This window comes from Clostridium sp. AF32-7AC (assembly GCF_003477925.1).
GTDB classification, from domain to species: domain Bacteria; phylum Bacillota; class Clostridia; order Lachnospirales; family Lachnospiraceae; genus Otoolea; species Otoolea fessa.
Genome location: NZ_QUEG01000004.1, coordinates 222,001 through 247,364, shown reverse-complemented (window position 1 = coordinate 247,364; position 25,364 = coordinate 222,001). Strand labels below are relative to the sequence as shown.

The window sequence follows — 25,364 nt, the reverse complement described above, 5'->3', positions numbered from 1 at the left end:
ATGATAACGAGAAAAGATGTGATGCCGGTCAATTTCCTGAAAAAAGAAAAATTTACCGGAAGTGATACCGGGATGCGCTACCGGATGGAGATGACAAAGCGCGAAGTACCGAAAGAAGACGGCGCAGATGGCGAGACGGTCGAGGAGACAGTCCTGACCGTGACATCGTGGCCGGAACCATATGGATACAACGCAACGCCGGAAGAGGAGAAGACCCGCAAGGAATTTCCATTTTCGGAAGAAGGAATTGTGAGCGGGGTAGAGTGGCTGAACGGGCAGCATGCGCGGTATGTGAAGCCTGAAAAATAGACGGTTGCGTGAACAGAAAGAGTGAAAAAGTAGAATGAGTTGGAAAAAGACATTTTATGAGGGGCTAAAGAGCGGTATCCCCATTGGACTGGGGTATCTGCCGGTCTCCTTTACGTTTGGCTTCCTGGCGGTGTCGGGCGGTCTGCCGGTCTGGGTAGCAGTTTTTATATCGCTGACGAACTTAACGAGCGCCGGACAGTTCGCAGGGACAAACCTGATTCTGGCGGGGGCTGGGTACTTTGAGGTGGCATTGACGACGTTTGTCATCAACCTGCGCTATATGCTGATGTCACTGTCCCTGTCCCAGAAGCTCGATGAAAAGACGGGAACCGGGGCGCGCCTGGCATTGGCATTCGGCATCACGGATGAGACGTTTGTCGTCAGTTCCCTGCATCCGGGCATTTTGAAAGCGTCGTATATGCTGGGACTTATCACGATGCCGATTCTGGGGTGGAATCTTGGAACCTGGCTGGGAGGCGCGATCTCGGCGGTTCTGCCGCAGGCGCTGCAGAATGCGATGGGAATTGCCCTGTACGCGATGTTTATTGCACTGATTCTGCCGGCGGCACGCAAATCGCGGTCGGTGTGCTGCGTCATCATTCTGGCAGTTGTGATGGTGTGCATTTTAAAATATGTTCCGGTTTTTGCCGGTATTTCCTCCGGTTTCCGGGTGATTCTGGTTACGATCGCGGCATCGGCGTTCGGTGCATGGAAATTCCCGCATGATCCGGACGGTAAAGAAGCCGGTCAGGACGAGAGTCAGAAAGAGGGGGCAGAATGATGAATACAGCAGAGGCAGCAGGAGCAGCCGGAACACTCGATATGAAATACGTGCTGACCTGTGTCCTTTTGATGGCACTGGTTACATATATTCCACGTGTTCTTCCGGTTACGATTTTCCGGAAACAGATCCGTTCGAAGTTTATCCGATCTTTCTTAGATTATACGCCGTATGCAGTGCTGGGAGCACTGACATTTCCGGATGTATTTACCTCCACAGGACATCTCTATTCGGCGGTCGGAGGAACGATCGCAGCGGTGATTTTGGGATATAAGGGAAAGAGCCTGGTGGTAGTGGCGATCGCGGCGATTGTGACGGTTTACCTGCTTGAGATGGCAGGCGGAGCCGGTCTTTTGGCGTCGCTTTCATTTTAAGAAAAATTTAAAATGAATATGCGCAAAAGCGCGGGAAATTCATCATAAATAAAAACGAAAGGTGCAGACAAGATGATTACAATGAAGGGAGCCGCTGTTTCGGCAAAGCTGAAAGAGCAGGTGGAAAAAGGGCTGGAAACCCTGACATGGGTGCCGAAACTGACGATTATCCGGGTGGGCGAGAATCCGGATGATATTTCCTATGAGAAAGGCGCAACGAAGAAGCTGACATCGTTCGGGCTTGAGGTGGAATCGAAGGTATTTCCGGGAGATATCTCGGACGAGGCATTTAAGAAGGAGTTTGCGGCGATCAATGCGGATGCGTCGGTGGACGGTATTTTAATGCTGCGCCCGCTTCCAAAACAGATCAACGAGCAGGATATTGAAAAAATGATCGATCCGGCGAAGGATTTGGACGGTATTTCCCCAGTCAATATCGCAAAGGTGTTCAGCGGCGATACGAGCGGTTTTGCGCCGTGTACGGCGGAGGCAGTGGTATGCATGCTGAAAATGAACGATATCGCGCTTTCTGGCAAACGGGTGGCAGTCGTAGGAAGAAGCATGGTTGTGGGACGCCCGCTTTCGATGCTGCTTCTGCATGAAAATGCGACCGTGACCATCTGCCACTCGAGAACCGCCAGCCTGCCGGAGGTATGCCGGGAGGCGGATATTCTGGCTGCCTGCGTGGGAAAAGCAGCGATGATCAACCACACCTATGTAAAAAAGGATGCGGTTGTCATTGACGTTGGGATCAATGTAGATGAAAATGGAAAACTCTGCGGCGATGTGGATTTTGCCGATCTGGAAGGAACTGCTTCGGCGGCAACCCCGGTTCCGGGCGGTGTCGGCGGCGTGACGACGGCGGTTCTGGCACAGCATCTGGTGCGCGCGGCATGGATGAAACAGGAAAAAAATAGTAATAAATAAGCGAAAGAAAGTTAAGAGAAAAGCAATACATTTCCTCTCGTTTTCAGGTATAACTATAGTAAGAATGACAGTGTACCAGTTGTTGCTCCGGAAGGTCTGAACCCATTGTGGGTTGGAACTCACGGATGAAACAGAAAAACGGGAGGAATTTTTTTATGAGAAAAATGGGGATGATGCGAAACAGGATGACATTTCTGCTGGCAGCAGGCACGATGACAATGACGTCGGCGGCAGGTTTGGCAGGTTGTACGTCCGCACCGGCATCGGTGACGGTGCAGTCGGCGGAAAATACGGGGATCACGGTGACGAGCCAGGAGAAAATCAAGGCGGAGCCGGATATTGCGGAAATTACCTACAGTGTCTATTCACAGGCGGCGGATGCGAGCACCTGCCAGTCGGAGAATCAGACGGATTTGGATGCGGTTCTGGCGCTTTTGAAGGAAAAGGGAATTGCAGATACCTCGGTGCAGACGAGCGGTCTGGGGCTGAATCCGATCTATGACTGGGACAATGGCAAGAAGATCACTGGTTATGAGATGACGACGGAGGTGGTTGTATCGGATGTTGCGATTGAGGATGCAGGGGCGATCATCAGCGATTCGGTCAATGCGGGTATCAATTCGATCGATTCGGTCCAGTACCAGTGCAGCAATTTTGATGAGATTTATCAGGAAGCGCTCAAAAAAGCCATTGAGTCGGCGCGCGTGAAAGCCGAAGCGATGGCGGAGGCAGGCGGCTGCAAGCTGGGAACGATGACGAATGTGCAGGAGTACAGCAGCGGGCAGCAGGCGCGCTATTATGACACTTCTTACAGCAGCGGCATGGCGATGAAGGAAATGGCGATGGAAGATGCGGGTGCAGGCAGAAACCTGATGCCGGGGCAGGTGGATGTTGAGGCAGAGGTGTCGGCTACGTTTTCCATTCAATAGGGATCAGCTGCATGAAAGGTTGTCTGGTTTTGGAGGAAAAATCGGATTTTAAACAGGAAAAGGGAATAAACACAAATTGTATAAACCTTCGCATATCTGGGATACTAACAGTGTGAAATGAATGGTCGGAAACGGCTGCTGTTTCATGAGAATGTAGAACAGAATGCGGAGGTTTATTTTTTATGTGGGGAATGATAACCGCGCTGGTTTCCGGCGCACTCATGAGTATACAGGGCGTGTTTAATTCTGCCGTGATGAAGCAGACCAGCATGTGGGTATCGGCTGGATGGGTGCAGATAAGCGCGTTTGTGGTTTGTCTGGTGATGTGGCTTTTTACGGGGCGCAGCGCGGTATCGGAGCTTTGGCAGATCGAACCGCGGTATATGCTGACCGGCGGCGTGATCGGGGCATTTATCACGTACACGGTCATCAAGAGCTTTGACGCGCTGGGACCGGCAAAATCAGCGCTTCTGATCGTCGTGGCGCAGATCCTGGTGGCGTACCTGATCGAGGTGTTTGGCTGGTTCGGTGTGGAGAAAGCGGGATTTGAGTGGCGCAAGGCGATCGGGGCGGCGGTTGCGATTGCGGGGATTGTGATTTTCAGATGGGAATAAAAATTTTCTGCTTGTGTTTAAAGGGGGTTTTGGTTAGAATAGAATTACGGACAAAACGCACCTCGGAAAAAGAGGGGTGCAGAAGATGAAACAGACAAATCAAACAGTAAATCGGAAACGATGGATGCGAACAGGGGCAGTCGGCGTGGTATTTTTGGCGGCTGTTTTGTGTTTTGGTGTGCAGAGCCGGCGAGAGAAGCAGACGGTGGTGCTGGAGACGCAGAATAGTTTTTCAAAAGAAGTGGATGATTCGCAGGAAAGCTCCGAACGTCCAGCAAAACGGTCAAACGGCGGGTCAGTGGATGGGGATAATGAAGCAGCAGAGAACGCTGCGCCTGAGGGGCAATCAAAAGAAAATCCCCAAACGCCGGAACCGAGAATCCTATATATCCACGTCTGTGGCGAGGTAGCCGCACCGGGCGTCTATGAGCTTCCGGCGGGCAGCCGTATGTATGAGGCGGTTGAAAAGGCGGGCGGGATGACGTCGGAGGCGGCGCAGGAATCTGTAAATCTGGCGCAGGCGCTCGAGGATGGACAGCAGCTTCGGATTCCGAGCCGGGAAGAGATTCGGAAATATCAGGAAACAGGGAAGGATGTCTCCGGGTTTCTGGGAGCCGGAGGCGCTGCTGGGAATGGCAGCGAGTCAGCTTCGCAGAAATCTGGAAGTAGTGCAGCATTGATTAATTTAAACACAGCTTCCAAAGAAGAGTTGATGACTTTAAACGGTATCGGTGCGGCGCGGGCGGAAGCGATTCTTTCTTACCGGGAGCAGAAGGGCGGTTTCCGGACGATTGAGGATATTATGAAGGTGCCTGGCATCAAGAACGCGGCATTTCAGAAGATAAAAGATAAGATTACAGTATAGAGAGATAGAAGCATAGTGGTTGAGGTGGAGAATGGCGAAGGTATTAGTGGTAGATGATGAAAAATTAATAGTAAAAGGAATCCGTTTCAGTCTGGAACAGGATGGATTTGAAGTTGCCTGCGCCTATGACGGGGAGGAAGCGCTTCAGATGGCGAAGGAGATGGAGTATGATATGGTTCTTCTGGACGTGATGCTGCCGAAGCTGAACGGATTTGAAGTCTGCCAGGCAATCCGGGAGTTCTCCGAGATGCCGATCATTATGCTGACCGCAAAAGGCGACGATATGGATAAGATTCTGGGGCTGGAATACGGCGCCGATGATTATATCACGAAGCCATTTAACATTTTGGAAGTAAAGGCGCGCATCAAGGCGATCCTGCGCCGCAACTCCAAGAAATCGAGACAGGAGCCGCAGCAGACAAAGAAAGTCATCGAGGCGGGCGATCTGACGCTGGATTCGGACAGCCGCCGGGTCTTTATCGCTTCCCGCGAGATCAATCTGACCGCGAAGGAATTTGACCTTCTGGAGCTCCTGGTGTGCAATCCGGGCAAGGTTTACAGCCGCGAGGAGCTGCTGCGCTTTGTCTGGGGCAACCGGGCGGCGGCGGGCGGCGATGTCCGCACCGTAGACGTTCATGTGCGGCGGCTGCGCGAGAAGATCGAGCCGAGTCCAAGTGATCCGAAATATGTACATACGAAATGGGGCGTGGGGTACTACTTCCGGATTCGGTAATGTAGAAAAGAACTCAGAAGAGGATGAAAGGGGCGCTGCAGGGGAGTGTGTATCCCGGCAGCAGCTCTTTTTCTTTAGGTGACAAAGGCAGATGGGGCAGAGAATGAACGAGGAAAACCAAGAACAGGATCAGAAGAATGAAATTGCAGGGAAGCAGGAAGAGCCGGGACAGATAGTTTCAGAAAAAGTGGAGAAGAAACGAGAGGAAAAACCAAAGAAAAAGCGTCTCCGCATCCAGGGCGCCGCGTGGAGGCGGCTGGATAACACGGCGAAGCTCTTTGCGGCGGTGTCGGGGGAGGATTTAAGCAGTGTATTCCGGATTTCGGCGGTTCTGAAAGAAAAAGTAGATCCGGAGCTTTTGCAAAGGGCGCTTGTGCGGACACTTCCGGAGTTTGAAAATTTCCGGGTGAAGCTGCGGAAGGGATTTTTCTGGTATTATTTTGAGACGAACAACCGGAATCCGGGCGTGGAAGAAGAACAGAGTGCACCGTGCCGTTTCATTGATCCGCACCGGGGCGCGCGGTTCCCATTCCGTGTGAGCTACTATGGATGCAGGATCAATTTTGAAGTGTTTCACGGGCTGACGGACGGACTGGGGGCGCTGCGGTTTGCTTCACGGCTTACAGAACATTATCTGGAACTGGTGAAAAAATTGCCGGTTATGGTGCAGGAGCGGGAGTTTTCGCCGCTCCGGGAGGACGATTATCTGCGACATTACCGGAAACTGCCGCATCGGCATTATAACAGCAGACCGGCGATTGCGATTCAGGGGGAATTTCTCCCATTTGATCAGATGGCAGTGCTGCAGGGGACGATTGAGGTGTCGGCACTGAAGACGGAATGCAGGAAGGTGGGGGTCAGCATCACCAAATATCTGGCGGCGGTGCTTCTCTGGGCGATCATCCAGACGGAGACGGATGGGAAAACGCTGAAACGTCCGGTGGCGCTCAATCTTCCGGTGAACCTACGGAGTTTTTTTGAGTCGGAGACGCTGGCAAACTTCTTTGCTGTCGTGAATATTTCGTGGGCGGCGGGAAAGGCGCCGGAGGCATTGGAAGAAGTGATTGCGTCTGTGAGCCGCCAGATGGATGAGCAGATCGTGAAGGAGCGGCTGGAAGAGACGATCTCCTACAATGTGTCGAATGAGAAAAAATGGTATGTGCGGGCGATCCCGCTATTTGTCAAACATCTGGCGATGCAGTTGATTTTTCTGCACACCAGCCGCGCCCACACGATGACATTTTCCAACATCGGACCGGCGCAGGTTCGGGAGGAATTGAAAGATTCGATCGAGGGCTTTCAGCTTCTTGTCGGCGCATCGCCGAAGCAGCGGATGAAATGCGGGGCGGTGGCGTATGACGGGAAATTATGCCTGTCGTTTACGAGCGCGATGGCAGAGAACCGGCTTCCGGAGTTTTTCTTTCACTTTTTGGAGGAAAAGGGCATCCGGGTAGAGCGAGAGAGCAATGGAATCACGGATACGAAGCATGATAAAGGACGTTATCCAGTGATTGCCCAGGATCGAGAGCGCGTGCGCCGTGCGGTGCGGGGATTTTATGTGTCATTGGTGATCGTATCGCTTCTGGCGGGGCTTACGAATCTGGCGACTTATCATCGGATTCCGTTTAAATGGTCGCTTCTGACGGCGGGCGCGGCGGCATATGTGGCGATGACGCTGCGGTTTTCGGTCATGCGGCATGCGAGCCTAGCAGGAACGCTGGTGCGGCAGTCCCTGGGAATTCAGGCAATTTTGCTTCTGATTGACGCGCTTACAGGGCTTCGGGGGTGGTCGGTGGACTACGCGATCCCATGCGTCGCACTGTTTGAGGTGGCGGCGGTTCTTTTGATGATGTTAGTCAACCGGATGAACTGGCAGAGCTATTTTATGTATCAGATCACAATTACATTTCTGAGCTTTGTGCCGTTGATTTTCTGGAAAATCGGGTGGACGCATCATCCGCGTCTGACGGTGCTGGCAGCAGGTGTGTCGGTGGCAGCGCTGGCGGCGACGGTGATTCTGGGCGACCGGAGTGTGAAGCGGGAATTGAAGAGGCGGTTTCATGTGTAAATGGCAGGAAAATCGGTCACAGTAAAGGAACGATCTATAAAAATACGAAGATTGAAAATTTGGATGAAAGAAAGGGAAGAAGCATGAGTCGGAAAACAGTCAGCATGATAGGCAATCTGACGCGTGATATGATGAGTGACGTGATGGAGACATCGTTAAAGAAGCCGATCCAGACCGGCGAATTCCGGAAAAATCCGGTCGAACCGGCGTGGAGATGTCCGGCGGAATATATTTATGAGCTGGTAAAAACAGAACAGTTTGTGATGGAATATTTGAAGCCGAAGCAGGCGGTGACGGGGCGCGTCATTTTGCAGCTGCACGGCGGCGGGTATATCGGTCCGATGAAAAATATTTACCGGCGGTTTGCGGTTAAGTATTCGCAGATCAGCTTCGGCGCGGATGTTCTGACGCCGGACTACCGGGTGGCGCCGGAGCATCCGTATCCGGCGGCGCTGGAGGATGCGGTGTACGCGTACCGATGGCTTCTGGAAGAGAAGAAATACCAGCCGTCCCAGATCGTGGTAGCCGGGGATTCGGCGGGCGGCGGTCTGGCGCTGGCGCTCTGTCTGTATGCGAAAGATCACGGGCTGCCGCTTCCTGCGGGCATTATCACGATGTCGCCGTGGACGGATGTAAGTCTGAGCGGGGCATCGTATGAGGAAAATTATACGATCGATCCACTGTTTGGTAATTCGAAGGAAAATATGTTGTACCAGTGCAGCTACATCGGGAATGCCAATCCGAAAAATCCGTATCTGTCACCGCTGTTTGGAGATTTTGAAGGATTTCCGCCGATGCTGATGCAGGTGGGCGCGTATGAGGTGCTTTTAGATGATACGAGGGCGGCAGCGAAAAAGGCGCGCGCCGAGGGCGTCAAGGTGCGCTGCTCGGTCTATGACGGGATGTTCCATGTATTTCAGATGGGACTCGACCTGATTCCGGAGAGCCGCGAGGCATGGGAAGAGGTCGCGGAATATCTGCGGATCATCTACCGGATTCATCGGGAGCCGGAGGGAACGGTCGTGAAAAAGGTAAAAACGAGACGCAAAGAGACGGAAGACCGGGCGCGGCTGAATCTGTTGGCATTTTTAAAACGGGAGCTTAAAAAGTGAAGATTACGTTAGTGACAGTAGGAAAAATTAAGGAAAAATATCTGGAGGCGGCGATCGCGGAGTACAGCAAGCGGTTGGGGCGTTACTGCCGTCTGGAGATCGTGCAGGTGGCGGATGAAAAAACGCCGGATAAGGCGAGTGAGTTGCAGGAAGTGCAGATCCGCGACAAGGAAGGCGAGCGGATTCTGGCGCATATCAAGGAGGACGCGTATGTGATTGCACTTGCGATCGATGGAAAGCAGCGTTCCTCGGAGGAGATGGCGGCATGGATGGAGAACCTGGGCGTGCGAGGTGAGAGCCATCTGCAGTTTATCATCGGAGGTTCGCTGGGGTTGTCGCAGGCGGTGTTAAACCGTGCGGACACGAAGATCAGCTTTTCGCGCCTGACCTTTCCACACCAGCTGATGCGCGTGATTTTGCTGGAACAAATTTACCGGAGTTTCCGGATTATAAAAGGAGAACCGTATCATAAGTAGACATAATGCATGATGGGTGATTAAAAATCAGCTATTCATAATGCGTGAGAGCAGTTCGAGATCCTCTTTTTTGACCTTTAAGTTAGATGCCACCTCGGTTCCGTCCGGGGCGGTCACTTTTAGGGAAATGACGCTGTCCTCGCGCAGCGCGCGGGTGTAGGCGGCTTTCAGAAAAGGGGAAAATTTAGGGTGGCGGGCTTTGAAACGCGCCCACTCGTCCCGAAATTGCAGTAAGGATGAAAGATTCATGTGATTAAGTCCTTTCCGTTTTAATAACTGATGGTAGTGTATCATGCGCGGGGAAGGCATGTAAAGAGGAAAAATTATCAGTAACGAGAGATAGACTGATAATTGTTCGCAGTAACGTAGACAGGAGAATCAAGATTCATGGAACAGGTACAGAAGAAAAATATACTAGGTACGGAGCCGATCGTCGGGCTTTTGCGGCAGTTTGCGGTGCCAAGTATTATCGCGATGCTGGTAGGCGCCCTTTATAATATCGTCGATCAGTTTTTTATCGGAAGAAGCGTGGGAGAGCTGGGGAATGCAGCGACGAACGTGGCGTTTCCGTTGACGATCTCCTGTGTGGCGCTGGCGCTTCTGTTTGGAATCGGCGGTGCGGCGTCCTTTAACCTGACGCTGGGAGGCGGCGATCGGGAAAAGGCGTTATTTTATATTGGAAATGCGGCGACGCTTCTGTTTGGAAGCGGTGTGATTCTGGGGATTGTGGCGCTTTTATGCCTGACGCCGATGCTGCGCTTTTTCGGTTCGCCGGACAATGTGCTGGCGTATGCCAAAACGTATACGGGTATCACGGCTCTGGGATTTCCATTTCTGATTCTGACCAACGGCGGCGGGCATCTGGTGAGGGCGGACGGAAGCCCTCGCAATGCGATGCTTTACAATTTATCCGGGGCGCTGATCAATACGGTGCTCGATCCGCTGTTTATTTTTGGATTTCATATGGGAATGGCGGGTGCTGCGCTGGCGACGATCATTGGACAGATTTTTTCAGGAATCCTGATTATCCGGTATCTGCGCCGTTACAAAAACGGACGGCTGACAGCGACGCATCTTCGACCACAGAGAACATATGTAAGCATGATTACCTCATTGGGGGCGGCGGCATTTTTCAATCAGCTTGCGATGCTGGTGGTGCAGATCGTGTTAAATAAATCCTTGACCTACTATGGTGCGCATTCGGACTATGGGGAATCGATTCCGCTGGCGTGTGCCGGCATTATCACGAAGGTCAATCAGGTGTTTTTTTCGATCGTCATCGGTCTTTCGCAGGGTATGCAGCCGATCGCAAGTTTCAATTATGGCGCGAAAAATTATGCGCGCGTGCGGCAGGTGTATGGGTTGGCGCTCAGGTGGGGATTTGCGGTGTCGGCGGTGTCCTTTGCGTGTTTCCAGTTGATTCCGCGTCCGATCATCGGGCTGTTCGGGGAAGGATCGGAGATGTATTTCCAGTTTGCGGAAAAATATTTCCGGATTTACCTGTTTTTCACGTTCTTAAACTGTGTGCAGCCGATTGCGTCGAACCTGTTTACGGCGATTGGAAAACCGAAAAAGGGTATTTTCCTGTCCCTGACGCGCCAGATTCTCTTTTTGCTGCCGCTGATTGTGATTCTGCCGCTGTTTATCGGCATTGACGGCATCATGTATGCCGGACCGATCGCGGACTTTGTGGCGGGCGTGGTGGCGCTTGCGATGGCAGGCGTGGAGGGGAGACGGCTGCGGCGGATGGAAAGTGCGTCCGTGCATGCATAGGCGGATGGTATATTTTAGCCAGTCTTTCATATATTGAGGTAAGGAGGACGGGCTGATGAAGGAGGAACAATCAAAGCAGGATGTGAGAGCGCTGTTTCATTTTTTCTCCCGGAATATCCGGGAGCAGCTTCTGGCGCTTCCGCTTGAGGCGGATGGAATGGAAGAGGTACGGCTGCGGGTTAGCGCGCCGCTGTATTACATATATAGAAATAAAGAGTACACAGCCGGAAGTGGATTCCGGGTCAGCCGGGAGGATGTGGACGAGACGCTGCAATGCGCGGCTCGTTCTTCCCTCTATGCTTACGGGGAGGAAATCCGGCAGGGGTTTCTGACCGTGCAGGGCGGACACCGGATTGGCGTGGCTGGAAGGACGATACTGGAAAACGGACATATAAAGGCGATTCATCCGATAACCTTTTTAAATGTCCGTTTTTCGCATCAGATGATAGGATGTGCAGCAAAAATACGGTCGATTTTGACGGATCCAGGGACGGGAAGTATCCGGAATACGCTTCTGATTGCGCCGCCGAGATGCGGAAAAACAACACTTCTGCGGGATCTGATCCGGATGGTGTCGGATGGAGAAGAGGGAAAGGATAGGGGCTCTGCTTTGAGGGGGAGCTTTGAACGGTCTAAGGCAGGTGCAGGACATGAAAATAAAGCTGGAAAAATGGTGGAGATGAGGAAGCAGCATGGTGGAAAAGTGAGGGCGCAGACGGTCGGGGTGGTGGATGAGCGTTCGGAGATTGCCGCCTGCTATCAGGGAATCCCGCAAAACGATGTAGGCTGCCGGACAGATGTGCTGGATGCCTGCCCCAAGGCGGAGGGAATGATGATGCTGATCCGCTCGATGGCACCGGAGGTGGTCGCGGTGGACGAGATCGGCGGTGAGAATGATTTGGAGGCGCTTCGCTATGTGATGAACTGTGGCTGCAGGATTCTGGCAACCGTACATGGAAATTCGATGGAGGACATCCGGGAAAAACCGGGCTTGTCCTCTTTTTTGCAAGAAAAACGGTTTGAGCGGTATGTGGTGCTGGGAAATAGACGCGGACCGGGAACGGTGGAGGCGGTATATGATGCAGCTGGCGAGGAGCTCATATGTGGATAAAATTGCTTGGAATCTGCCTTGTATGTGTATCGTGTGCGGGGATTGGCGGGGGTGAGGCATTGCGCCTGATTGGCCGGAGGCGTTTTTTGGAGGAAGTAAAACGGATTGCCGCGGGACTGCGGGGAGAGATTGGGTATACACAGGCAGTCCTTCCTCTGGTACTGTGCCGGGCGGGGGCACGCGGGGATGGAAAAGCGGGGAAGCTATTTTTGGTGGCAGGAGAGCGGCTGGAAGCGAATCCAGAGTGTCCGTTTGGGCGTATCTGGGAAGCGGTTCTGGAAGAGCAGGGGATTCGTCCGATGTTAGGAACAGAGGAATGGGAGCTGATGTGCCGGTTTGGAAACAGCATCGGGTATCTCGATCTGGAAATGCAGCAAAAGACGCTGGCACTGTATCTGGAAGAATTGGAACGGGCGATTGAGCAGCTGCGGCGGGAAGAGCCGGAGAAGAAACGGCTGTGCTGGGGGCTTGGGATACTAGGCGGGCTGTTTCTGGCAGTGTTGTTGATGTAAGTGGGGAAGAAAATGGGAGTTAATCTAATATTTCGGATTGCGGCAGTCGGTATCCTGGTTTCCGTCCTCTGCCAGATCCTCAAACACAGCGGGCGGGAGGAACAGGCATTTCTCACAAGTCTTGCGGGTCTTCTTTTGGTACTGTTCTGGATGGTGCCGTATATTTATCAGTTGTTTGAGACGATGAAGGAATTGTTTGCGTTGTAATGTACTCTCGGAATCTTTCTGTGCTTGATTTTGTGAGATGATTTTTTGTCCGTTGTGCCCAAATTTCTGAGGCATACGTTGATGAAATTCGGGTGCAGATGGCGAAAAATCAGCCGCAAAAGCGAGTGCGGGAAAGACTCCGAGAGTACATTGCAGGGAAGGACGGTAAAAAATGTCAATTTTAACCGTATCGGTTCTTGGGATCACGGCAGTTCTTCTGGCAGTCCAGCTCAAGGGAAAAGGCGGCGAGTATGGGACGTACATTGTGATGGCGGCGGGGCTGTGTCTCTTTTTCTATGCGGCGGGAAAGCTGGAAGTGATTCTGAAAACACTTCGGACGATGGAATCCTGCATCGGGATCAGTCCAGTGTATTTGTCGGCGCTTTTGAAAATGGCGGGAATCACTTATATTGCCGAATTTGCCTCCGGGATTTGCAAGGATGCCGGGTACGGTTCGCTGGGAACACAGATTGAGATATTTGCGAAGCTGTCCATTCTGGCGGTCAGTATGCCGATTCTGCTGGCATTGTTGGAGACGGTGAAGCAGTTTTTGGCGTAGGGAAGTGGTAAGTGCAGAAAAGCGGAGAGATGGTGAGAGCAGGTGACGGTGGGAACAAAGATGGTTGTGCGGGCAGTGAGCGTTATATTCTTGAGTGTATATTTGATGGCAGGAAATCATTTAACGGTGTCGGCGGCAAATGGTGAAAAGATGTCCGAAGATTCGGATTTCAGTGTTTCTGGCGAGAACATGGATTCTCTTCTGAACTCATTGGATTTAAGCAGAATCGAAGCATTTTTAAGGGAAGCGGGAGGTTCGGCAGTCCCGGGGCTTTCATTCCGGGAAATCCTTTCGATGCTTCTCTCTGGCAATTATCAGAGTGTGGTTCGGATGCTGATGGATTTTTGCCGGACAGCCCTATTTCGGGAAATTTCAGAAAATGGCAGATGGATGGGGCAGGTCATCCTTCTGGGAATTTTAGGAGCGGTGTTCGCCAGCTTTTCGAGTCTCTTTGCCGACAGTCAGGTATCGGAGATGGGCTTTTATGTCACGTATCTTCTGATTTTTACACTGCTTGCCGCCAGTTTTTTGAATGGGGTGCGGATCACGCGGACACTGTTGGAGCAGCTCTTTGAATTTGTCCGGGTGCTGGTTCCTGCTTTTTTTCTGGCTGTTTCCTTTTCCGGGGGAAGTACCTCGGCAGCAGCCGGATATGCGTGGACACTTGCTTCTGTCAATGTGGCGGAATGGGTGTTTTTACAGTTGTTTCTGCCATGCACCCAGTTGTATGTCCTGCTGTCGCTGGCGGGACATTTAAGCTCGAAGGATTTGTTTTCAAAAGCGTTGGAATTGCTGGAACAGGGGATGCGCTGGGGCAGCAAGGCGCTTTTGGGAGTGGTGCTGGGCTTTCATGTGCTGCAGGGAATGATTGCGCCGTATACAGATTCGGTGCGCCAGACGGCGCTGCGGCGGGCGGTCAGCCTGATACCGGGAATCGGACAGGGCGCGGCGGCAGTGTCGCAGGTACTTCTTGGAAGCAGCGTCCTGATCCGGAATACGGTGGGCATCGGGGGAGTGCTTGTGCTGGCAGCGGTGTCGCTTTTGCCGCTTTTGAAACTTTTAATTCTCTATCTGGGGTGCCAGGGAAGCGCGGCGCTTTTGCAGCCGGTCAGTGACAGCCGGGTGGTGGAGGCAGTCGGCGCAGTGGCGAAAGGATTTTATTTTTTGCTGGTAGCAGCTGGTTCGGCGGTGGTGTTATTTGCGCTTTCGATCGCGGTGGTGTGTGCGAGCACGAACGCGGCTTATTTTGCGGGGTAGAAGATGGAAGTAATTACTCACTGGGCGGGGAATATCGTCAGTTATCTAGTGTTTCTGACCGTTCTGACCGGGCTTTTGCCCGCACATAAGTATGAAAAATATATCCGTCTGTTTGCGGGCTGTATCCTGCTTCTGATTGTGCTGAAGCCGCTGACGGACGGGCTGCGTCTGGAGGAGCGGCTGAATTATCTGTTTACATCTCTTTCGTTTGAAAATGAAGCGGGCGAGCTGAAAAGTGAGATGGATGAGATAGAGGTGCGGCGTAGAAATATGGTTTTGAGCCAGTATGAGGCGGAAGCGTCCAAGGAGGCAGTGCGGGTGGCAGCGGAAGCGGGATTTTCCGTGGAAAAGGCGGACGTAGAGCTGGAAAAAGATCCGGAGTCGGAGCAATTTGCCTCGGTGCGGAGTGTGACGGTGTATGTAGCGGGAAGTGAGGCGGGGATGGAAGCGGCGGAACAGGAGGATCCGAGTTCGATGATTGAAATAGAAAAAATTTCCCCGATTGAAATTTCACTTGAACAGGAGCAGAAGCAGGGAGAACCCGCCGCCGCGCAGGCAGTTTCATGGATGAATGGGGAAAAGATTTGGGAGCTTCAGCAGCGGCTGGCATCGTTTTATCAGGTGGAGGCGGATCATGTGGAAGTCAGGATGGAACCTTGACAGGGAATGGGTCAAACGAAATGAAAAATGGCTGATTTTGCTGGTGCTTGGGCTGGCAATTCTGATCTTATATGCGCCGTTTGGGAAGAAGACGAGTGAGACGGGAGTCTGGCAGTCAGGGGAAAGATGGGCGGAGAGTGGAACAGGAACAAACTCTGGGAATAGAGCAGGGCAGGACAAAAATGAAAGTTCAGAAGAGAGTGGTTCGGATGTCGAAACAGGTCTGCCAGGCACTGCATCCAGGCAGGACGCCAACCGCCTCTACGAGCTTCGCCTGGAGCAGCGGATCCGGGACGTTTTAAAGAAGGTGGACGGCGTGGGTGAGGTGGATGTGATGCTGACTCTGTTTTCTTCTTCGGAAAAGGTGCTGCGGGTGGATAAGGAGAGAAGCCGGTCGGCCACCTCGGAGACGGATTCTTCGGGTGGTACGCGGCAGCAGGCGGATGAATCGCTGCGGGAGAGCACCGTGCTGGCGGGAAGTTCAGGCAGCGGGGAACCGGTAGTTGAAAAAGAGCTGGCACCGGAGATTTCCGGTATCGTGATCAGCGCACAGGGAGGAGGAAATGCGTCGGTACAGAAGGAAATTTCGGAAGCGATGCAGGCATTATTCGGACTGCCGGCACATAAAATAAAAGTATTAAAGCGGGTGGAATAAAGGAGTATGCAAATATGAGAATGAAGATGAAACGCGTTTTCAGGAGAAATCAAATCATCATCACGACGCTGGCGATCATGATTGCGGCGGCGGGGTATCTCAACTATGCGGGAAAATCCGATCTGCCGGGGGCGGATACATATGAAGCGGGGGCGACCAAGATTTCAGATAGCGATATATATTCGGAAAATCAGGCGGTGTCCGGAAGCGTGGCGGACGGTGAATATGAGGAGATTGCAAGTCTTGACGATCCGGGAGAGGGTGATCCGCTGGCAGCAGGCAGTGAGGAGGGCACAGCGCAGGGGGCGGCGGACGGAGAGGAGGCATCTGCGGACAATCCGGCAGTCGATAACCCGGGCGAGGCGGTTTTGACAGGCGGAACCGGCGTGGCAGAGTACATAGCCAATGTACAGCTCAGCCGTGAACAGATCCGCGCCAAGAGCCGCGAAGCGCTGAATGCCCTGATTAACAATGAAAATCTGGATGCGTCGGCAAAAGAGGCAGCCGTTCAGGATATGCTGGCACTCAATGCGATAGCGGAGAAGGAAAATGCAGCGGAAACGCTTCTGATGGCGAAAGGATTTGCCGATCCGGTTGTCAGCATCACGGATGGAAAAGTGGATGTCGTTGTCAACGCGCCGTCCATCACAGATCCGCAGCGCGCGCAGATAGAGGATATTGTAAAACGGAAAACCGAGATATCGGCGGAAAATATCGTGATTTCCCTTTTAAACCTGGGAGATTGAGGAAGTTCGGATGAGTTAATGTTCACGGGTAGGCACTTTTGGAACCGAAAGTGCTGTAAGAAAACGTGGTGGCAGCAGGAATTTGCCGTATTAAAATGCGAAGCCACGGCAAATTCCGTTACTGGGCACGTATGCGTGAACAGTAACTCGGATGAGATTCGAACCGGAAATGCCTTTGCAAACTCCTGTATTTTTGGTATAATAAAAACACTTAATTGAAATGTATTTCTGGAAGTATTCGAGCATCTGTTTTTTTGTGGGAAGAGAAGATTCCGGACGTACATGGAAGTGGTCAGGAGGGATTTGGAATGGCGAGAGAAGCAGAAGATAGAAGCACACATATCGTATATGAAAAGGACCGCATTGGAGAAGTGAAAATTGCTGATGAGGTAGTGGCGATCATCGCAGGTCTGGCAGCGACCGAGGTAGACGGTGTCGATTCGATGGCTGGCAATATCACAAATGAACTGGTCGGAAAGCTCGGCATGAAAAATTTGAGCAAGGGCGTGAAAGTGACCGTAACCGAGGATCACGTGGTTGTGGATCTGTCCTTAAATATGAAATATGGCTACAGCATCCCGGCAGTCAGTGAAAAGGTGCAGGACAAAGTAAAGACAGCGATTGAAAATATGACCGGTCTGATGGTTCTGGAAGTTAATATTAAGATCGCGGGTGTCAATATGCCGGCGGAAGCATAGCAGGTTTCGTGTTTTCGTAGCTTTTCATTTTCTTAACACAAAATACTCAGTTTGACCTTGACGGGGAAAAAACCGTATGATATGATGATCGCGTTAAAAGGGAGTAGTTATAACCATGTAACCAACAGACCCTGAGGATAGTAAACCTCATGGTTACATGCCTTGCGTAAGTCAGATGGCAGTGTGCTTTTGTAACAAAAAGCGTATGCCGTATGATTCAAATGTGAGGAACAAGACTTTTAGCATATGTGGATGAAACGTATGCTGAAAGTCTTTTTTGTTTCATAGGAAATTGCGTCCTATGAAACAAAAAACGCTCCGCGAGGATGCGCACTCGCGCGAAGCAGAAACATGTCGCAAGCGACCGCGCTCGGCGCGAGAATGTGCCAAGGCACATTCTTTTTCATGTTTCATAGGAAATTGTGTCCTATGAAACAAAAACACTCGCATGGATGCATGTCTGGCGCGAAGAAAGACAGCTGCCAGAGCAGGTGTATCCTGGCAAGGGACTCCAGGAAACAGAATATTTATGAAGGAAAACAAAATTAACAGGAGGAACAACATGGAATTTTTATGGGAAGGCGTCATGGCGATCACGCCGCAGCAGGTTGTGATGTATCTGATCGGCGGGCTTTTGATCTGGCTGGCGGTCAAAAAGGAATACGAACCGGCGCTGCTTCTGCCGATGGGATTCGGCGCGATCATGGTAAACCTGCCATTATCCGGCGTCATTAACCAGGTGACGGAGGGCATCGGGGAGACACAGGGTATTATACAGTGGCTGTTTGAGACGACGATCAGCGCGTCGGAGGCGCTTCCGATTCTGCTCTTTATCGGAATCGGGGCAATGATTGACTTTGGACCGCTTCTGTCACAGCCGATCATGTTTTTATTTGGTGCGGCGGCGCAGTTTGGCATTTTCTTTGCGATCTGTGCGGCATCGCTGATGGGATTCGAACTCAGGGATGCGGCATCGATTGGAATCATCGGTGCGGCGGATGGACCGACTTCCATTCTGGTTTCCCAGATCATGCATTCCAACTATGTGGGCGCGATCGCGGTGGCGGCGTACTCCTACATGGCGCTGGTGCCAATCATCCAGCCATTTGCGATCCGTCTGGTGACGACGAAAAAAGAACGCCGGATTCACATGACCTACAGTCCGAAAAATGTGTCCAAAACGACCAAGATCGCATTTCCGATTGTAGTTACTATCATTGTCGGACTGATTTCTCCGGCATCGGTGGCGCTGGTCGGATTTCTGATGTTTGGAAACCTGATCCGCGAGTGCGGCGTGCTTCCGGCACTTTCCCAGACGGCACAGAACGAGCTGGCAAACCTGATTACCTTGCTGCTTGGCATCACGATTTCGTTCAGTATGCGTGCGGATGCGTTTGTGCGGGTTGACACGCTTCTGATTATGGGAATCGGTCTGATTGCATTTATCTTTGATACGATCGGCGGTGTGCTGTTTGCTAAATTTATGAACCTGTTTTTGAAGACGAAAATCAATCCGATGATCGGTGCGGCGGGCATTTCTGCATTCCCAATGTCCTCACGCGTGGTGCAGAAGCTGGCGATGGAGGAGGAAAAGGGAAATATTATCCTGATGCATGCGGTCGGCGCCAATGTATCGGGGCAGATCGCCTCGGTCATCGCGGGCGGACTGGTTATTAAGCTGGTAAGCCAGTATTTGTAATATAGGTCTGTCGGGCAGATAAAATGGAAAAGGAAGGCTGCACTTGAATGATGAAAAATCAAGAGACAGCCATTGCACTGATTGAGATGGAGGAAAATATCGGATGTGGAATAATTTTTTGATTTCGCTGGCAATTATGGGAAAAGGAATGGCGGGAATTTTCGTCGTTGTCCTGATTATTACGGCAGTGGTGCTGATTTTAGGTAAGTTAAAGTAAAATATAAATTGGAAAAAGTATCTTTCTTTTTTCTTTCAGTTTTATGCAGTTCGTTGACATTCGACAGAGGTAAATCTATAATAGAAACATTGTTTGTAAGAGTTTGAAAGGGCCAGAAGGAGACATGAGAATGAGTCAACGAAATAAAATTCAGCGCCTGCTGCGAAAAGGCGCTTTGGCAACTTGTTTATCCCTGTCAGTTGTGTGCAGCAGCTTATCGGCAGTTACAGCGTATGCAGGACCGGCGGATGATCCGGCAGCGGCAGCACCAGTGATCGGACCGGGCGGTCCGGGAACCACGAACGCGAATGCGGGACAGCAGGCGGATAATTCCTATTATAATCAGACGTTATCCAATCCGGTTGTCAATCCGGTGGACAAGTATTCCTATAGCCAGATGGTAAACGATATTTCGGCGCTGGCAAGCCGTTATCCGGGAACGGTGACAGTGAAATCGATCGGAAAATCGGCGGACGGACGTGATATCTACGATGTGATTGTCGGCAATCCGAACGCATCCAAGAAGATTCTGTTCCAGGGGGCGATTCATGCCAGAGAGTATATCGTTGTACCGCTGATGATGCAGCAGCTCGAGTATCTGGCAGCTGGATTTACGAATAATGGTACCTATATGACGCAACCGCTTTCTAACATATTGGGACAGGTGGCATTTCATTTTGTGCCGATGCTGAATCCGGATGGAGTCACGATCAGCCAGATGGGCGAGAATGGTATCCAGTCGGAGGAACTGCGCCAGACGATGCAGGCGGCGTACGCGGCGGACAAGGCATCCAGCCGGACAACGGTCAGCTATGAAGAGTATATGAGACGCTGGAAGGCGAATGCACGCGGTGTCGATCTGAACTATAACTTTGCAGCAAACTGGGAGGGAATCAATGTGTCTTTAACCCATCCGTCTGCAAATGGTTATAAGGGAACCAACCCACTGTCAGAGCCGGAGAGCCAGGCAATCGCGAACCTGATTCAGGGAACGGGATTCAATGCGGTTATCAACTATCATGCGATGGGAAATGTGATTTACTGGGATACGCAGAACAACCAGAAAGCGGCAGAGTCCAAGGCGCTGGCAAACGCTGTTCATGCCTTGAATGGTTATTCCGTTCTTGGAAGCAAGGGCGTCGGCGGCTTGAAGGACTGGCTGCAGCAGGCAGCAGGCATCCCTGGTATCACGATCGAGGTAGGACGTTCCACCTGCCCGGTATCTTTCTCGGAATATCCGGCGATCTGGAACCAGAATAAGGCAGTCCCGGCAACGCTGGGATATTATGTGGCGACACATTGATGATGGAATAAAATGAAGATTAGATAGAAAAAGGATGTGCGACTGGAGTTGGAAGTGGTCGTACATCCTTTTTTGTTTCAAGATTTGGGACGAATCAACAAAAACAGGAAGCTAAAACTATACAAAACGGAAAATACATTCTTTTTTCAAAAATATGGTTGACAAATTCTGCAACATGATCTAATATAAAATCACAAAAGGAACAAAAATTCCATAACCGACAAAAAAGAACAAATTAAATGAAATGGAGGATTTCAACATGAAAACAAGAGAAGTTGTATTCTACAGCGAAGGCGCAAAGATGGTAGGAGATATTTATCTCCCGGATGATTACAAAGAGGGCGAGAAGAGACCAGCAGTTCTGTGTAACTCTGGATGGACCGGCGTTAATAAGTGCTATCCGGCACTGTTTGCAAGAGCTTTAACAGCAAGAGGATTTGTATGCATGGGCTTCGATTACAGAGGATTTAAGCCGAGTGAGAATGTTCATCCATGCCTGCCGAAGTACACAACCCTTGAGACAGAGGTTGAAGACGTGGCAAACGCATTTACCTTTATGCAGATTCAGCCGGAAGTAGATCCGGAACGCTGCGGACTTCTTGGATGGGGTGTCGGCGGTGCTGTATGCGTAACCGTTGCAGCGCGTGACAAGGAAGTAAAAGCGATTGCAACCCTGAACAGCTTTGTAAATGGCGAGCGCTGGATGCGTGACGGCATGGGAAATGATAAGTTTGGAAAGAGCGTTGCACGCCTCAGAGAAGACCGTATCAAGAGAATTACAACCAACGATCCGGTTCTGATGCATCCGTACACCGATTATCCGAACATCACAGAGAGCGGCGATTTCTATACAGACCATGTATTAAAAGAGATCAACGGCGGTATCGGCGATTCTGTCAACAAGGATAACGGCGAGGAGTTCCCGACCCCGATGAGCACCGCAATCGGCGAGAGCTTCATCCGTTTCAACGTAGAAGACCTGCTTCCGAGAATCGCACCGCGTGCTGTCTTTGTAGGTCATGGCTATTATAACGAGCTGCATCAGCGTGTAGAGGCGGAAGAAGCATACCGTCTGGCACAGGAGCCGAAGCAGTTATACTATGTAGATGGCAAGCACAATGAGTGGATGTTTGACGACGATCCGAAGTTCCAGGCACTGGCTGACGCGCTGGCAGCATTCTACAAGGAGAATCTGAAAGCATTCCAGTTTGGTTTACAGAAATAATCTATGGACAGAGAAAAAGAGATTGCATATTTAATGCAGGGAGCGTATGACCTCCATATGCACGCAGCCCCGTCCCCCTTTCATCGAGTTTTGGATGATTACGGGCTGTTAGAAGAAGCCGGGAGAGCCGGAATGGCAGGAATTATGCTGAAATCTCACTATGAGTCCACGATTGCGCGGGCAATTCTGGCTAATATCCACTGTGCTTCGTGTACGAAAGCCTATGGCGGTCTGGTGTTAAACTGGCCAGTCGGAGGACTCAATCCATATGCGGTTGAAAATGCGATGAAGCGCGGATGCCGTATCGTGTGGATGCCGACCCGGGACGCAAAGAACTCTTTGTGTTCCGGGAATATGCCGGGAGATTTCTTTGACCGCTCTGGAATCTCTATCCTGACCGAAACAGGGGAGCTGAGGGCGGAGGTTTTGGAGATTTTGAGGATTGCCAGAAAGTATGATGCGGCAGTCGCGACCGGGCACATCAGCCCGGAGGAAAGTATTCTCCTGTGTCAGGGGGGAATCCGGCAGGGAAACCGTATGGTTCTGACACATCCAGAATTTCCGCGGACGCGTGTCGATGTAAAAACGCAGAAACAGCTGGCAGCTCTGGGCGTTTATATTGAAAAATGCTGGTATAATGTGGCAGAAAAGGAATGCACGGCGCAGGAGATGGCAGACCATATCCGGGTAGTCGGAGCAGAACACTGTTTTATGGTAACGGATCGGGGGCAGACTTCAAGAGAACACCCGGTGGAAGCGATGAAGTTGTTTATGCAGACATTGCTGGATGAGGGAATCACGGAAGATGAGATTTATGTGATGACGCATACGGTGCCCCGGAAGGTGCTGGGAGAGTTATAGTAAATTTGATAATTGAATATGAAAAAATAAAAAGGTCAGAAATCAATTATAAGTTTACTTATAAGAATTCTTGACCTTTTTATTTCTTTCGAGAAGTACTTTTAAGAAGGTAAGGGATAATATAGTGTACTGGAAGGAGGATATCTATGGAATATACCAATATGTCGTTTCTATATGATTTTGCATTTATGTCGCTGCTGCTGATTATAGCCCAGTTCCTGCGTTCCCGTATAAAATTTTTGCAGATGTTTTATATTCCAGCGTCTGTTCTGGCAGGTCTGATGGGACTTGTCCTGGGACCGCAGTTTTTAAACGTGATTCCGTGGAGCGGTAAAATAGGAAGTTATGCTTATATGCTGGTATGTGTATTATTTGGCGGTTTGTTCCTGGGGAAAAAAGATAAAACCAATGTAAAACAGATTCTGACAAAGGTGGGCGATTCCTTTTGTGTCAATATGGGAGCTGAATTTTTCTGTTTTGGTATTGCACTGCTGGTAGGCGGTGCACTGATGAAAATTTTGTTTCCAAATGTATTTACAGAAATTGCCCTGCTGATGCCATCTGGATTTTGCGGTGGACATGGCTATGCTTCAACGATTGGAACGGCACTTAACAATTCACTGGGACGTGAAGATGGCGTTGTACTGGGGCAGACGTTTGCAACCGTGGGTCTGTTAGTTGGTTTGTTTGTAGGAATTGCCTGTATTAACTATGCAACCAGACATGGAGGAACACGTCTGGTAGAAAAAGCGGAATCTCTTCCGGAAGAGTGCCGCACAGGAATCGTTCCAGTAGGTAAGAGAAATTCGATGGGAGAAGAAACCATCAATCCAATGAGTATGGATCCGTTGGCATTTCATCTTGCACTCACGCTGACTGCAACACTGTGTGGTTATAAGTTCTACGATTTTTATAAACAGTTCTTACCGAATGTAGAATTACCGGTTATGTGCCTGGCAATGATATTTGGTGTCATTATTAACACGATTATAGGGCATACTCGTTTTAAAGACAGTATTGATGAGCATGTGGAAGGACGGATTGGTTCGATGGTAACCGATTATCTGGTTGGCTTTGGTGTGGCATCTATTTCGATTTCCATTGTACTTGAATTTGCAGGTCCGATTTTAGTTTTATGTGTATTAGGAATGCTGACATCCCTGTTTTTAGTATTTGTAGTTGGACAGAAGCTGTTCCGCAATTTCTGGTTTGAACGATCAATTTTTGTATTTGGATGGACAACAGGAGTGGTGGCAATCGGTGTTACGCTTCTTCGAATTGTAGATCCGGAAGGAAAGAGCGGCACATTGAATGACTATGGATATTCGTATACGCTGCAGTCCGTGATTGAGGTCTTTATCATCGCATTTACGCCAATTTTGACGGTTTCCATGGGATGTATTGCAGTTGGTGTGATTGAAACGGGAATTGCTGTGGTGCTCTTCCTGATATGTGCAAAATGCTTTGGTGTACATAATGAGAAGATGAATGAGCTTCGGGAAGGTGAAGCAGAGGTCATAAGTAAATAAGTCTTTGTATATTCTGAAAAATGTGTGGTTGGACATGAAAATGAACAGCCACACATTTTTTATTGATAGAAAGTTCGCCTCGGACTAATGTAGGTGAAATAGAGGAGAATGATGAGAGAAAGAAAATCTCCCATTTTTATGGTGAAGTGCATTGACTCCCCAGATTCCCAGAAGGACGAGAGCAATACCGAAAAATTCATGGAAACCGAAAGGCTCGCTAAGAATAATAACGCCTGTAAATACAGCTGTAACAGTGGAGATGCCGCTGAAGCTGGATGCAGTAGCCATGGACATATGGGTAAAAACTATGTTCCGCAGTGCTGAAGCATAAAGTGAGGACCCGATGGATAAGGCAAGAAGACAGCCAACGATAACAGGATCCGCGAGCGGACGAAATAACTCGATGGGATCGTTGGAAACAAGGTGCGTTATCAGAGAAATGCTTCCATAAACGGCGAACATAGCGAAGCTCATAGCATAGGTAATGTCCAGAGGTGTCAGATGTTTTCCGAGCTTCCGGATACAGAGATTTAAGGAAGAGGACATAAAGGCAGCCATTAACAACAGGAAAAAGCCCCATACGGTTGCAGCCTTATCCTCAGAATTTCCGGCAACAATGAAAATACCTAAAAAGCTAAGAAGAATAAAGAAAAATTGTCCTGCAGAGGGCTTTTCGTGAAAAAACGGAATGGCAAGCAAGGTGGTGATTAGCGGGATTAATGCCAGAATCACACTTGCTTTCCCAGAAGGATAGAAGCACATGCCGGTGGTTTCAAAAAAGCCATTAAGCAACTGGAAAATACAGATAGGAAGAATACATATGCCCATATCACGAAGAGAATGTAGATGAATTCGTTCGGTATGTTTTAAGGCGTAAAGTAGCACAAGACAGATTGCAAAACGAAGTGCAATTAGTAGTGCGGTATCTCCATTTAGGCGTGCAGTTAAGATTTTTAGCGGTAAATAAGAAATGCCAAATAAGAAGTTGTATAGGATAGCTCCTAGGATTGGATTAGTTTGTGCAAATTTCATGACGTTCCTTTCAACATGATTATATGATAAATGGTTCAATATAGGAAATATATGTCAAAGAAACCTCTGTAATCAAGGAAGAATTGCAGAGGTTTCTTTAATTTTTATATGTTTTTATATTTTGTGCGAACG

General features: G+C 50.3%; 28 protein-coding genes. 26 read left to right on the top strand and 2 right to left on the bottom strand.

Annotation, left to right across the window (positions count from 1 at the left end):
• The 11 genes from DWZ45_RS08310 to rlmH all read left to right on the top strand — a co-directional run bounded on the left by DWZ45_RS08310 (position 1) and on the right by rlmH (position 9,188).
• Positions 1-309, top strand: coding sequence for a hypothetical protein (locus tag DWZ45_RS08310; RefSeq protein WP_118468552.1), 309 nt, complete (start codon positions 1-3; stop codon positions 307-309).
• Positions 310-343: 34 nt separating this feature from the next.
• On the top strand, positions 344-1,090 hold the full coding sequence (locus DWZ45_RS08305) for an AzlC family ABC transporter permease (RefSeq protein ID WP_117796867.1): 747 nt from the start codon (positions 344-346) through the stop codon (positions 1,088-1,090).
• A 41-nt stretch (positions 1,091-1,131) separates the two neighbouring features.
• Positions 1,132-1,464 (top strand): AzlD domain-containing protein, encoded by a 333-nt coding sequence (locus DWZ45_RS08300; protein WP_118468599.1) that lies wholly within the window; start codon positions 1,132-1,134, stop codon positions 1,462-1,464.
• 72 nt (positions 1,465-1,536) lie between these two features.
• Positions 1,537-2,391 (top strand): bifunctional 5,10-methylenetetrahydrofolate dehydrogenase/5,10-methenyltetrahydrofolate cyclohydrolase, encoded by an 855-nt coding sequence (locus tag DWZ45_RS08295; RefSeq protein WP_118468550.1) that lies wholly within the window; start codon positions 1,537-1,539, stop codon positions 2,389-2,391.
• Between the two features lie 155 nt (positions 2,392-2,546).
• Positions 2,547-3,320 (top strand): SIMPL domain-containing protein, encoded by a 774-nt coding sequence (locus tag DWZ45_RS08290; RefSeq protein ID WP_227589770.1) that lies wholly within the window; start codon positions 2,547-2,549, stop codon positions 3,318-3,320.
• Between the two features lie 182 nt (positions 3,321-3,502).
• Positions 3,503-3,934, top strand: coding sequence for a DMT family transporter (locus tag DWZ45_RS08285; protein ID WP_107001312.1), 432 nt, complete (start codon positions 3,503-3,505; stop codon positions 3,932-3,934).
• A gap of 85 nt (positions 3,935-4,019) precedes the next feature.
• Positions 4,020-4,799 (top strand): helix-hairpin-helix domain-containing protein, encoded by a 780-nt coding sequence (locus tag DWZ45_RS08280; protein ID WP_118468548.1) that lies wholly within the window; start codon positions 4,020-4,022, stop codon positions 4,797-4,799.
• A gap of 31 nt (positions 4,800-4,830) precedes the next feature.
• Complete coding sequence (locus DWZ45_RS08275) at positions 4,831-5,532, top strand: response regulator transcription factor (protein ID WP_118468546.1); 702 nt, start codon at positions 4,831-4,833, stop codon at positions 5,530-5,532.
• A gap of 91 nt (positions 5,533-5,623) precedes the next feature.
• Positions 5,624-7,600, top strand: a complete 1,977-nt coding sequence (locus DWZ45_RS08270; protein ID WP_227589769.1) for a DUF6320 domain-containing protein — start codon at positions 5,624-5,626, stop codon at positions 7,598-7,600.
• Between the two features lie 83 nt (positions 7,601-7,683).
• Positions 7,684-8,712 (top strand): alpha/beta hydrolase, encoded by a 1,029-nt coding sequence (locus DWZ45_RS08265; protein WP_107001314.1) that lies wholly within the window; start codon positions 7,684-7,686, stop codon positions 8,710-8,712.
• Positions 8,709-9,188, top strand: coding sequence for a 23S rRNA (pseudouridine(1915)-N(3))-methyltransferase RlmH (gene rlmH / locus DWZ45_RS08260; protein WP_118468544.1), 480 nt, complete (start codon positions 8,709-8,711; stop codon positions 9,186-9,188). The genes DWZ45_RS08265 and rlmH overlap by 4 nt, the downstream gene beginning before the upstream one ends.
• A gap of 27 nt (positions 9,189-9,215) precedes the next feature.
• Here the strand turns inward: rlmH and DWZ45_RS08255 are convergent, their stop codons facing one another.
• A complete protein-coding gene (locus tag DWZ45_RS08255) occupies positions 9,216-9,437 on the bottom strand; it encodes a hypothetical protein (protein WP_107001315.1) in 222 nt (73 codons plus the stop codon).
• Positions 9,438-9,575: 138 nt separating this feature from the next.
• Between DWZ45_RS08255 and DWZ45_RS08250 the strand changes: the two genes are divergently transcribed.
• From DWZ45_RS08250 to DWZ45_RS08180, 15 genes are all read left to right on the top strand, one after another.
• Positions 9,576-10,961 (top strand): MATE family efflux transporter, encoded by a 1,386-nt coding sequence (locus DWZ45_RS08250; protein ID WP_118468542.1) that lies wholly within the window; start codon positions 9,576-9,578, stop codon positions 10,959-10,961.
• A gap of 55 nt (positions 10,962-11,016) precedes the next feature.
• Complete coding sequence (locus tag DWZ45_RS08245; RefSeq protein WP_118468540.1) at positions 11,017-12,072, top strand: stage III sporulation protein AA; 1,056 nt, start codon at positions 11,017-11,019, stop codon at positions 12,070-12,072.
• On the top strand, positions 12,063-12,584 hold the full coding sequence (locus tag DWZ45_RS08240; RefSeq protein ID WP_118468539.1) for a stage III sporulation protein AB: 522 nt from the start codon (positions 12,063-12,065) through the stop codon (positions 12,582-12,584). The genes DWZ45_RS08245 and DWZ45_RS08240 overlap by 10 nt, the downstream gene beginning before the upstream one ends.
• Positions 12,585-12,596: 12 nt before the next feature.
• The gene (spoIIIAC, locus tag DWZ45_RS08235; RefSeq protein WP_022359269.1) at positions 12,597-12,791 is read left to right on the top strand and encodes a stage III sporulation protein AC; all 195 of its coding nucleotides are present in this window, start codon (positions 12,597-12,599) and stop codon (positions 12,789-12,791) included.
• 172 nt (positions 12,792-12,963) lie between these two features.
• Complete coding sequence (locus DWZ45_RS08230; protein ID WP_022359268.1) at positions 12,964-13,350, top strand: SpoIIIAC/SpoIIIAD family protein; 387 nt, start codon at positions 12,964-12,966, stop codon at positions 13,348-13,350.
• A 48-nt stretch (positions 13,351-13,398) separates the two neighbouring features.
• Positions 13,399-14,607, top strand: a complete 1,209-nt coding sequence (locus tag DWZ45_RS08225) for a stage III sporulation protein AE (RefSeq protein WP_118468537.1) — start codon at positions 13,399-13,401, stop codon at positions 14,605-14,607.
• A gap of 3 nt (positions 14,608-14,610) precedes the next feature.
• Positions 14,611-15,267 carry a stage III sporulation protein AF gene (locus tag DWZ45_RS08220; RefSeq protein WP_118468535.1) on the top strand — a complete coding sequence of 219 codons (657 nt, stop codon included), beginning with the start codon at positions 14,611-14,613 and terminating at the stop codon, positions 15,265-15,267.
• A complete protein-coding gene (locus DWZ45_RS08215; protein WP_118468533.1) occupies positions 15,242-15,922 on the top strand; it encodes a stage III sporulation protein AG in 681 nt (226 codons plus the stop codon). Before DWZ45_RS08220 ends, DWZ45_RS08215 begins: the two co-directional genes overlap by 26 nt.
• A 20-nt stretch (positions 15,923-15,942) precedes the next feature.
• The gene (locus DWZ45_RS08210; RefSeq protein WP_118468594.1) at positions 15,943-16,668 is read left to right on the top strand and encodes a SpoIIIAH-like family protein; all 726 of its coding nucleotides are present in this window, start codon (positions 15,943-15,945) and stop codon (positions 16,666-16,668) included.
• 308 nt (positions 16,669-16,976) lie between these two features.
• Complete coding sequence (locus DWZ45_RS08205; protein ID WP_118468531.1) at positions 16,977-17,366, top strand: Asp23/Gls24 family envelope stress response protein; 390 nt, start codon at positions 16,977-16,979, stop codon at positions 17,364-17,366.
• 562 nt (positions 17,367-17,928) lie between these two features.
• Complete coding sequence (locus DWZ45_RS08200) at positions 17,929-19,065, top strand: sodium ion-translocating decarboxylase subunit beta (RefSeq protein WP_107001324.1); 1,137 nt, start codon at positions 17,929-17,931, stop codon at positions 19,063-19,065.
• Positions 19,066-19,412: 347 nt separating this feature from the next.
• On the top strand, positions 19,413-20,585 hold the full coding sequence (locus tag DWZ45_RS08195) for a M14 family zinc carboxypeptidase (RefSeq protein WP_107001325.1): 1,173 nt from the start codon (positions 19,413-19,415) through the stop codon (positions 20,583-20,585).
• A gap of 259 nt (positions 20,586-20,844) precedes the next feature.
• On the top strand, positions 20,845-21,810 hold the full coding sequence (locus DWZ45_RS08190) for an alpha/beta hydrolase (protein ID WP_107001326.1): 966 nt from the start codon (positions 20,845-20,847) through the stop codon (positions 21,808-21,810).
• A gap of 3 nt (positions 21,811-21,813) precedes the next feature.
• Positions 21,814-22,671, top strand: coding sequence for a DUF6282 family protein (locus tag DWZ45_RS08185; RefSeq protein ID WP_118468529.1), 858 nt, complete (start codon positions 21,814-21,816; stop codon positions 22,669-22,671).
• A gap of 146 nt (positions 22,672-22,817) precedes the next feature.
• On the top strand, positions 22,818-24,200 hold the full coding sequence (locus DWZ45_RS08180) for a sodium/glutamate symporter (protein ID WP_118468528.1): 1,383 nt from the start codon (positions 22,818-22,820) through the stop codon (positions 24,198-24,200).
• A gap of 84 nt (positions 24,201-24,284) precedes the next feature.
• Here DWZ45_RS08180 and DWZ45_RS08175 read toward each other — a convergent pair whose 3' ends face one another.
• Positions 24,285-25,232, bottom strand: coding sequence for a DMT family transporter (locus DWZ45_RS08175; RefSeq protein WP_118468526.1), 948 nt, complete (start codon positions 25,230-25,232; stop codon positions 24,285-24,287).
• Between the last annotated feature and the right edge of the window lie 132 nt (positions 25,233-25,364).

Excerpts from the sequence above, each read along its gene's own strand:
- DWZ45_RS08310 (WP_118468552.1), top strand. The coding sequence starts at position 1 with ATGATAACGAGAAAAGATGTGATGCCGGTCAATTTCCTGAAAAAAGAA.
- DWZ45_RS08305 (WP_117796867.1), top strand. The coding sequence starts at position 344 with ATGAGTTGGAAAAAGACATTTTATGAGGGGCTAAAGAGCGGTATCCCC.
- DWZ45_RS08300 (WP_118468599.1), top strand. The coding sequence starts at position 1,132 with ATGAAATACGTGCTGACCTGTGTCCTTTTGATGGCACTGGTTACATAT.
- DWZ45_RS08295 (WP_118468550.1), top strand. The coding sequence starts at position 1,537 with ATGATTACAATGAAGGGAGCCGCTGTTTCGGCAAAGCTGAAAGAGCAG.
- DWZ45_RS08290 (WP_227589770.1), top strand. The coding sequence starts at position 2,547 with ATGAGAAAAATGGGGATGATGCGAAACAGGATGACATTTCTGCTGGCA.
- DWZ45_RS08285 (WP_107001312.1), top strand. The coding sequence starts at position 3,503 with ATGTGGGGAATGATAACCGCGCTGGTTTCCGGCGCACTCATGAGTATA.
- DWZ45_RS08280 (WP_118468548.1), top strand. The coding sequence starts at position 4,020 with ATGAAACAGACAAATCAAACAGTAAATCGGAAACGATGGATGCGAACA.
- DWZ45_RS08275 (WP_118468546.1), top strand. The coding sequence starts at position 4,831 with ATGGCGAAGGTATTAGTGGTAGATGATGAAAAATTAATAGTAAAAGGA.
- DWZ45_RS08270 (WP_227589769.1), top strand. The coding sequence starts at position 5,624 with ATGGGGCAGAGAATGAACGAGGAAAACCAAGAACAGGATCAGAAGAAT.
- DWZ45_RS08265 (WP_107001314.1), top strand. The coding sequence starts at position 7,684 with ATGAGTCGGAAAACAGTCAGCATGATAGGCAATCTGACGCGTGATATG.
- DWZ45_RS08255 (WP_107001315.1), bottom strand. The coding sequence starts at position 9,437 with ATGAATCTTTCATCCTTACTGCAATTTCGGGACGAGTGGGCGCGTTTC.
- DWZ45_RS08250 (WP_118468542.1), top strand. The coding sequence starts at position 9,576 with ATGGAACAGGTACAGAAGAAAAATATACTAGGTACGGAGCCGATCGTC.
- DWZ45_RS08245 (WP_118468540.1), top strand. The coding sequence starts at position 11,017 with ATGAAGGAGGAACAATCAAAGCAGGATGTGAGAGCGCTGTTTCATTTT.
- DWZ45_RS08240 (WP_118468539.1), top strand. The coding sequence starts at position 12,063 with ATGTGGATAAAATTGCTTGGAATCTGCCTTGTATGTGTATCGTGTGCG.
- spoIIIAC (WP_022359269.1), top strand. The coding sequence starts at position 12,597 with ATGGGAGTTAATCTAATATTTCGGATTGCGGCAGTCGGTATCCTGGTT.
- DWZ45_RS08230 (WP_022359268.1), top strand. The coding sequence starts at position 12,964 with ATGTCAATTTTAACCGTATCGGTTCTTGGGATCACGGCAGTTCTTCTG.
- DWZ45_RS08220 (WP_118468535.1), top strand. The coding sequence starts at position 14,611 with ATGGAAGTAATTACTCACTGGGCGGGGAATATCGTCAGTTATCTAGTG.
- DWZ45_RS08215 (WP_118468533.1), top strand. The coding sequence starts at position 15,242 with ATGTGGAAGTCAGGATGGAACCTTGACAGGGAATGGGTCAAACGAAAT.
- DWZ45_RS08210 (WP_118468594.1), top strand. The coding sequence starts at position 15,943 with ATGAAGATGAAACGCGTTTTCAGGAGAAATCAAATCATCATCACGACG.
- DWZ45_RS08205 (WP_118468531.1), top strand. The coding sequence starts at position 16,977 with ATGGCGAGAGAAGCAGAAGATAGAAGCACACATATCGTATATGAAAAG.
- DWZ45_RS08200 (WP_107001324.1), top strand. The coding sequence starts at position 17,929 with ATGGAATTTTTATGGGAAGGCGTCATGGCGATCACGCCGCAGCAGGTT.
- DWZ45_RS08195 (WP_107001325.1), top strand. The coding sequence starts at position 19,413 with ATGAGTCAACGAAATAAAATTCAGCGCCTGCTGCGAAAAGGCGCTTTG.
- DWZ45_RS08190 (WP_107001326.1), top strand. The coding sequence starts at position 20,845 with ATGAAAACAAGAGAAGTTGTATTCTACAGCGAAGGCGCAAAGATGGTA.
- DWZ45_RS08185 (WP_118468529.1), top strand. The coding sequence starts at position 21,814 with ATGGACAGAGAAAAAGAGATTGCATATTTAATGCAGGGAGCGTATGAC.
- DWZ45_RS08180 (WP_118468528.1), top strand. The coding sequence starts at position 22,818 with ATGGAATATACCAATATGTCGTTTCTATATGATTTTGCATTTATGTCG.
- DWZ45_RS08175 (WP_118468526.1), bottom strand. The coding sequence starts at position 25,232 with ATGAAATTTGCACAAACTAATCCAATCCTAGGAGCTATCCTATACAAC.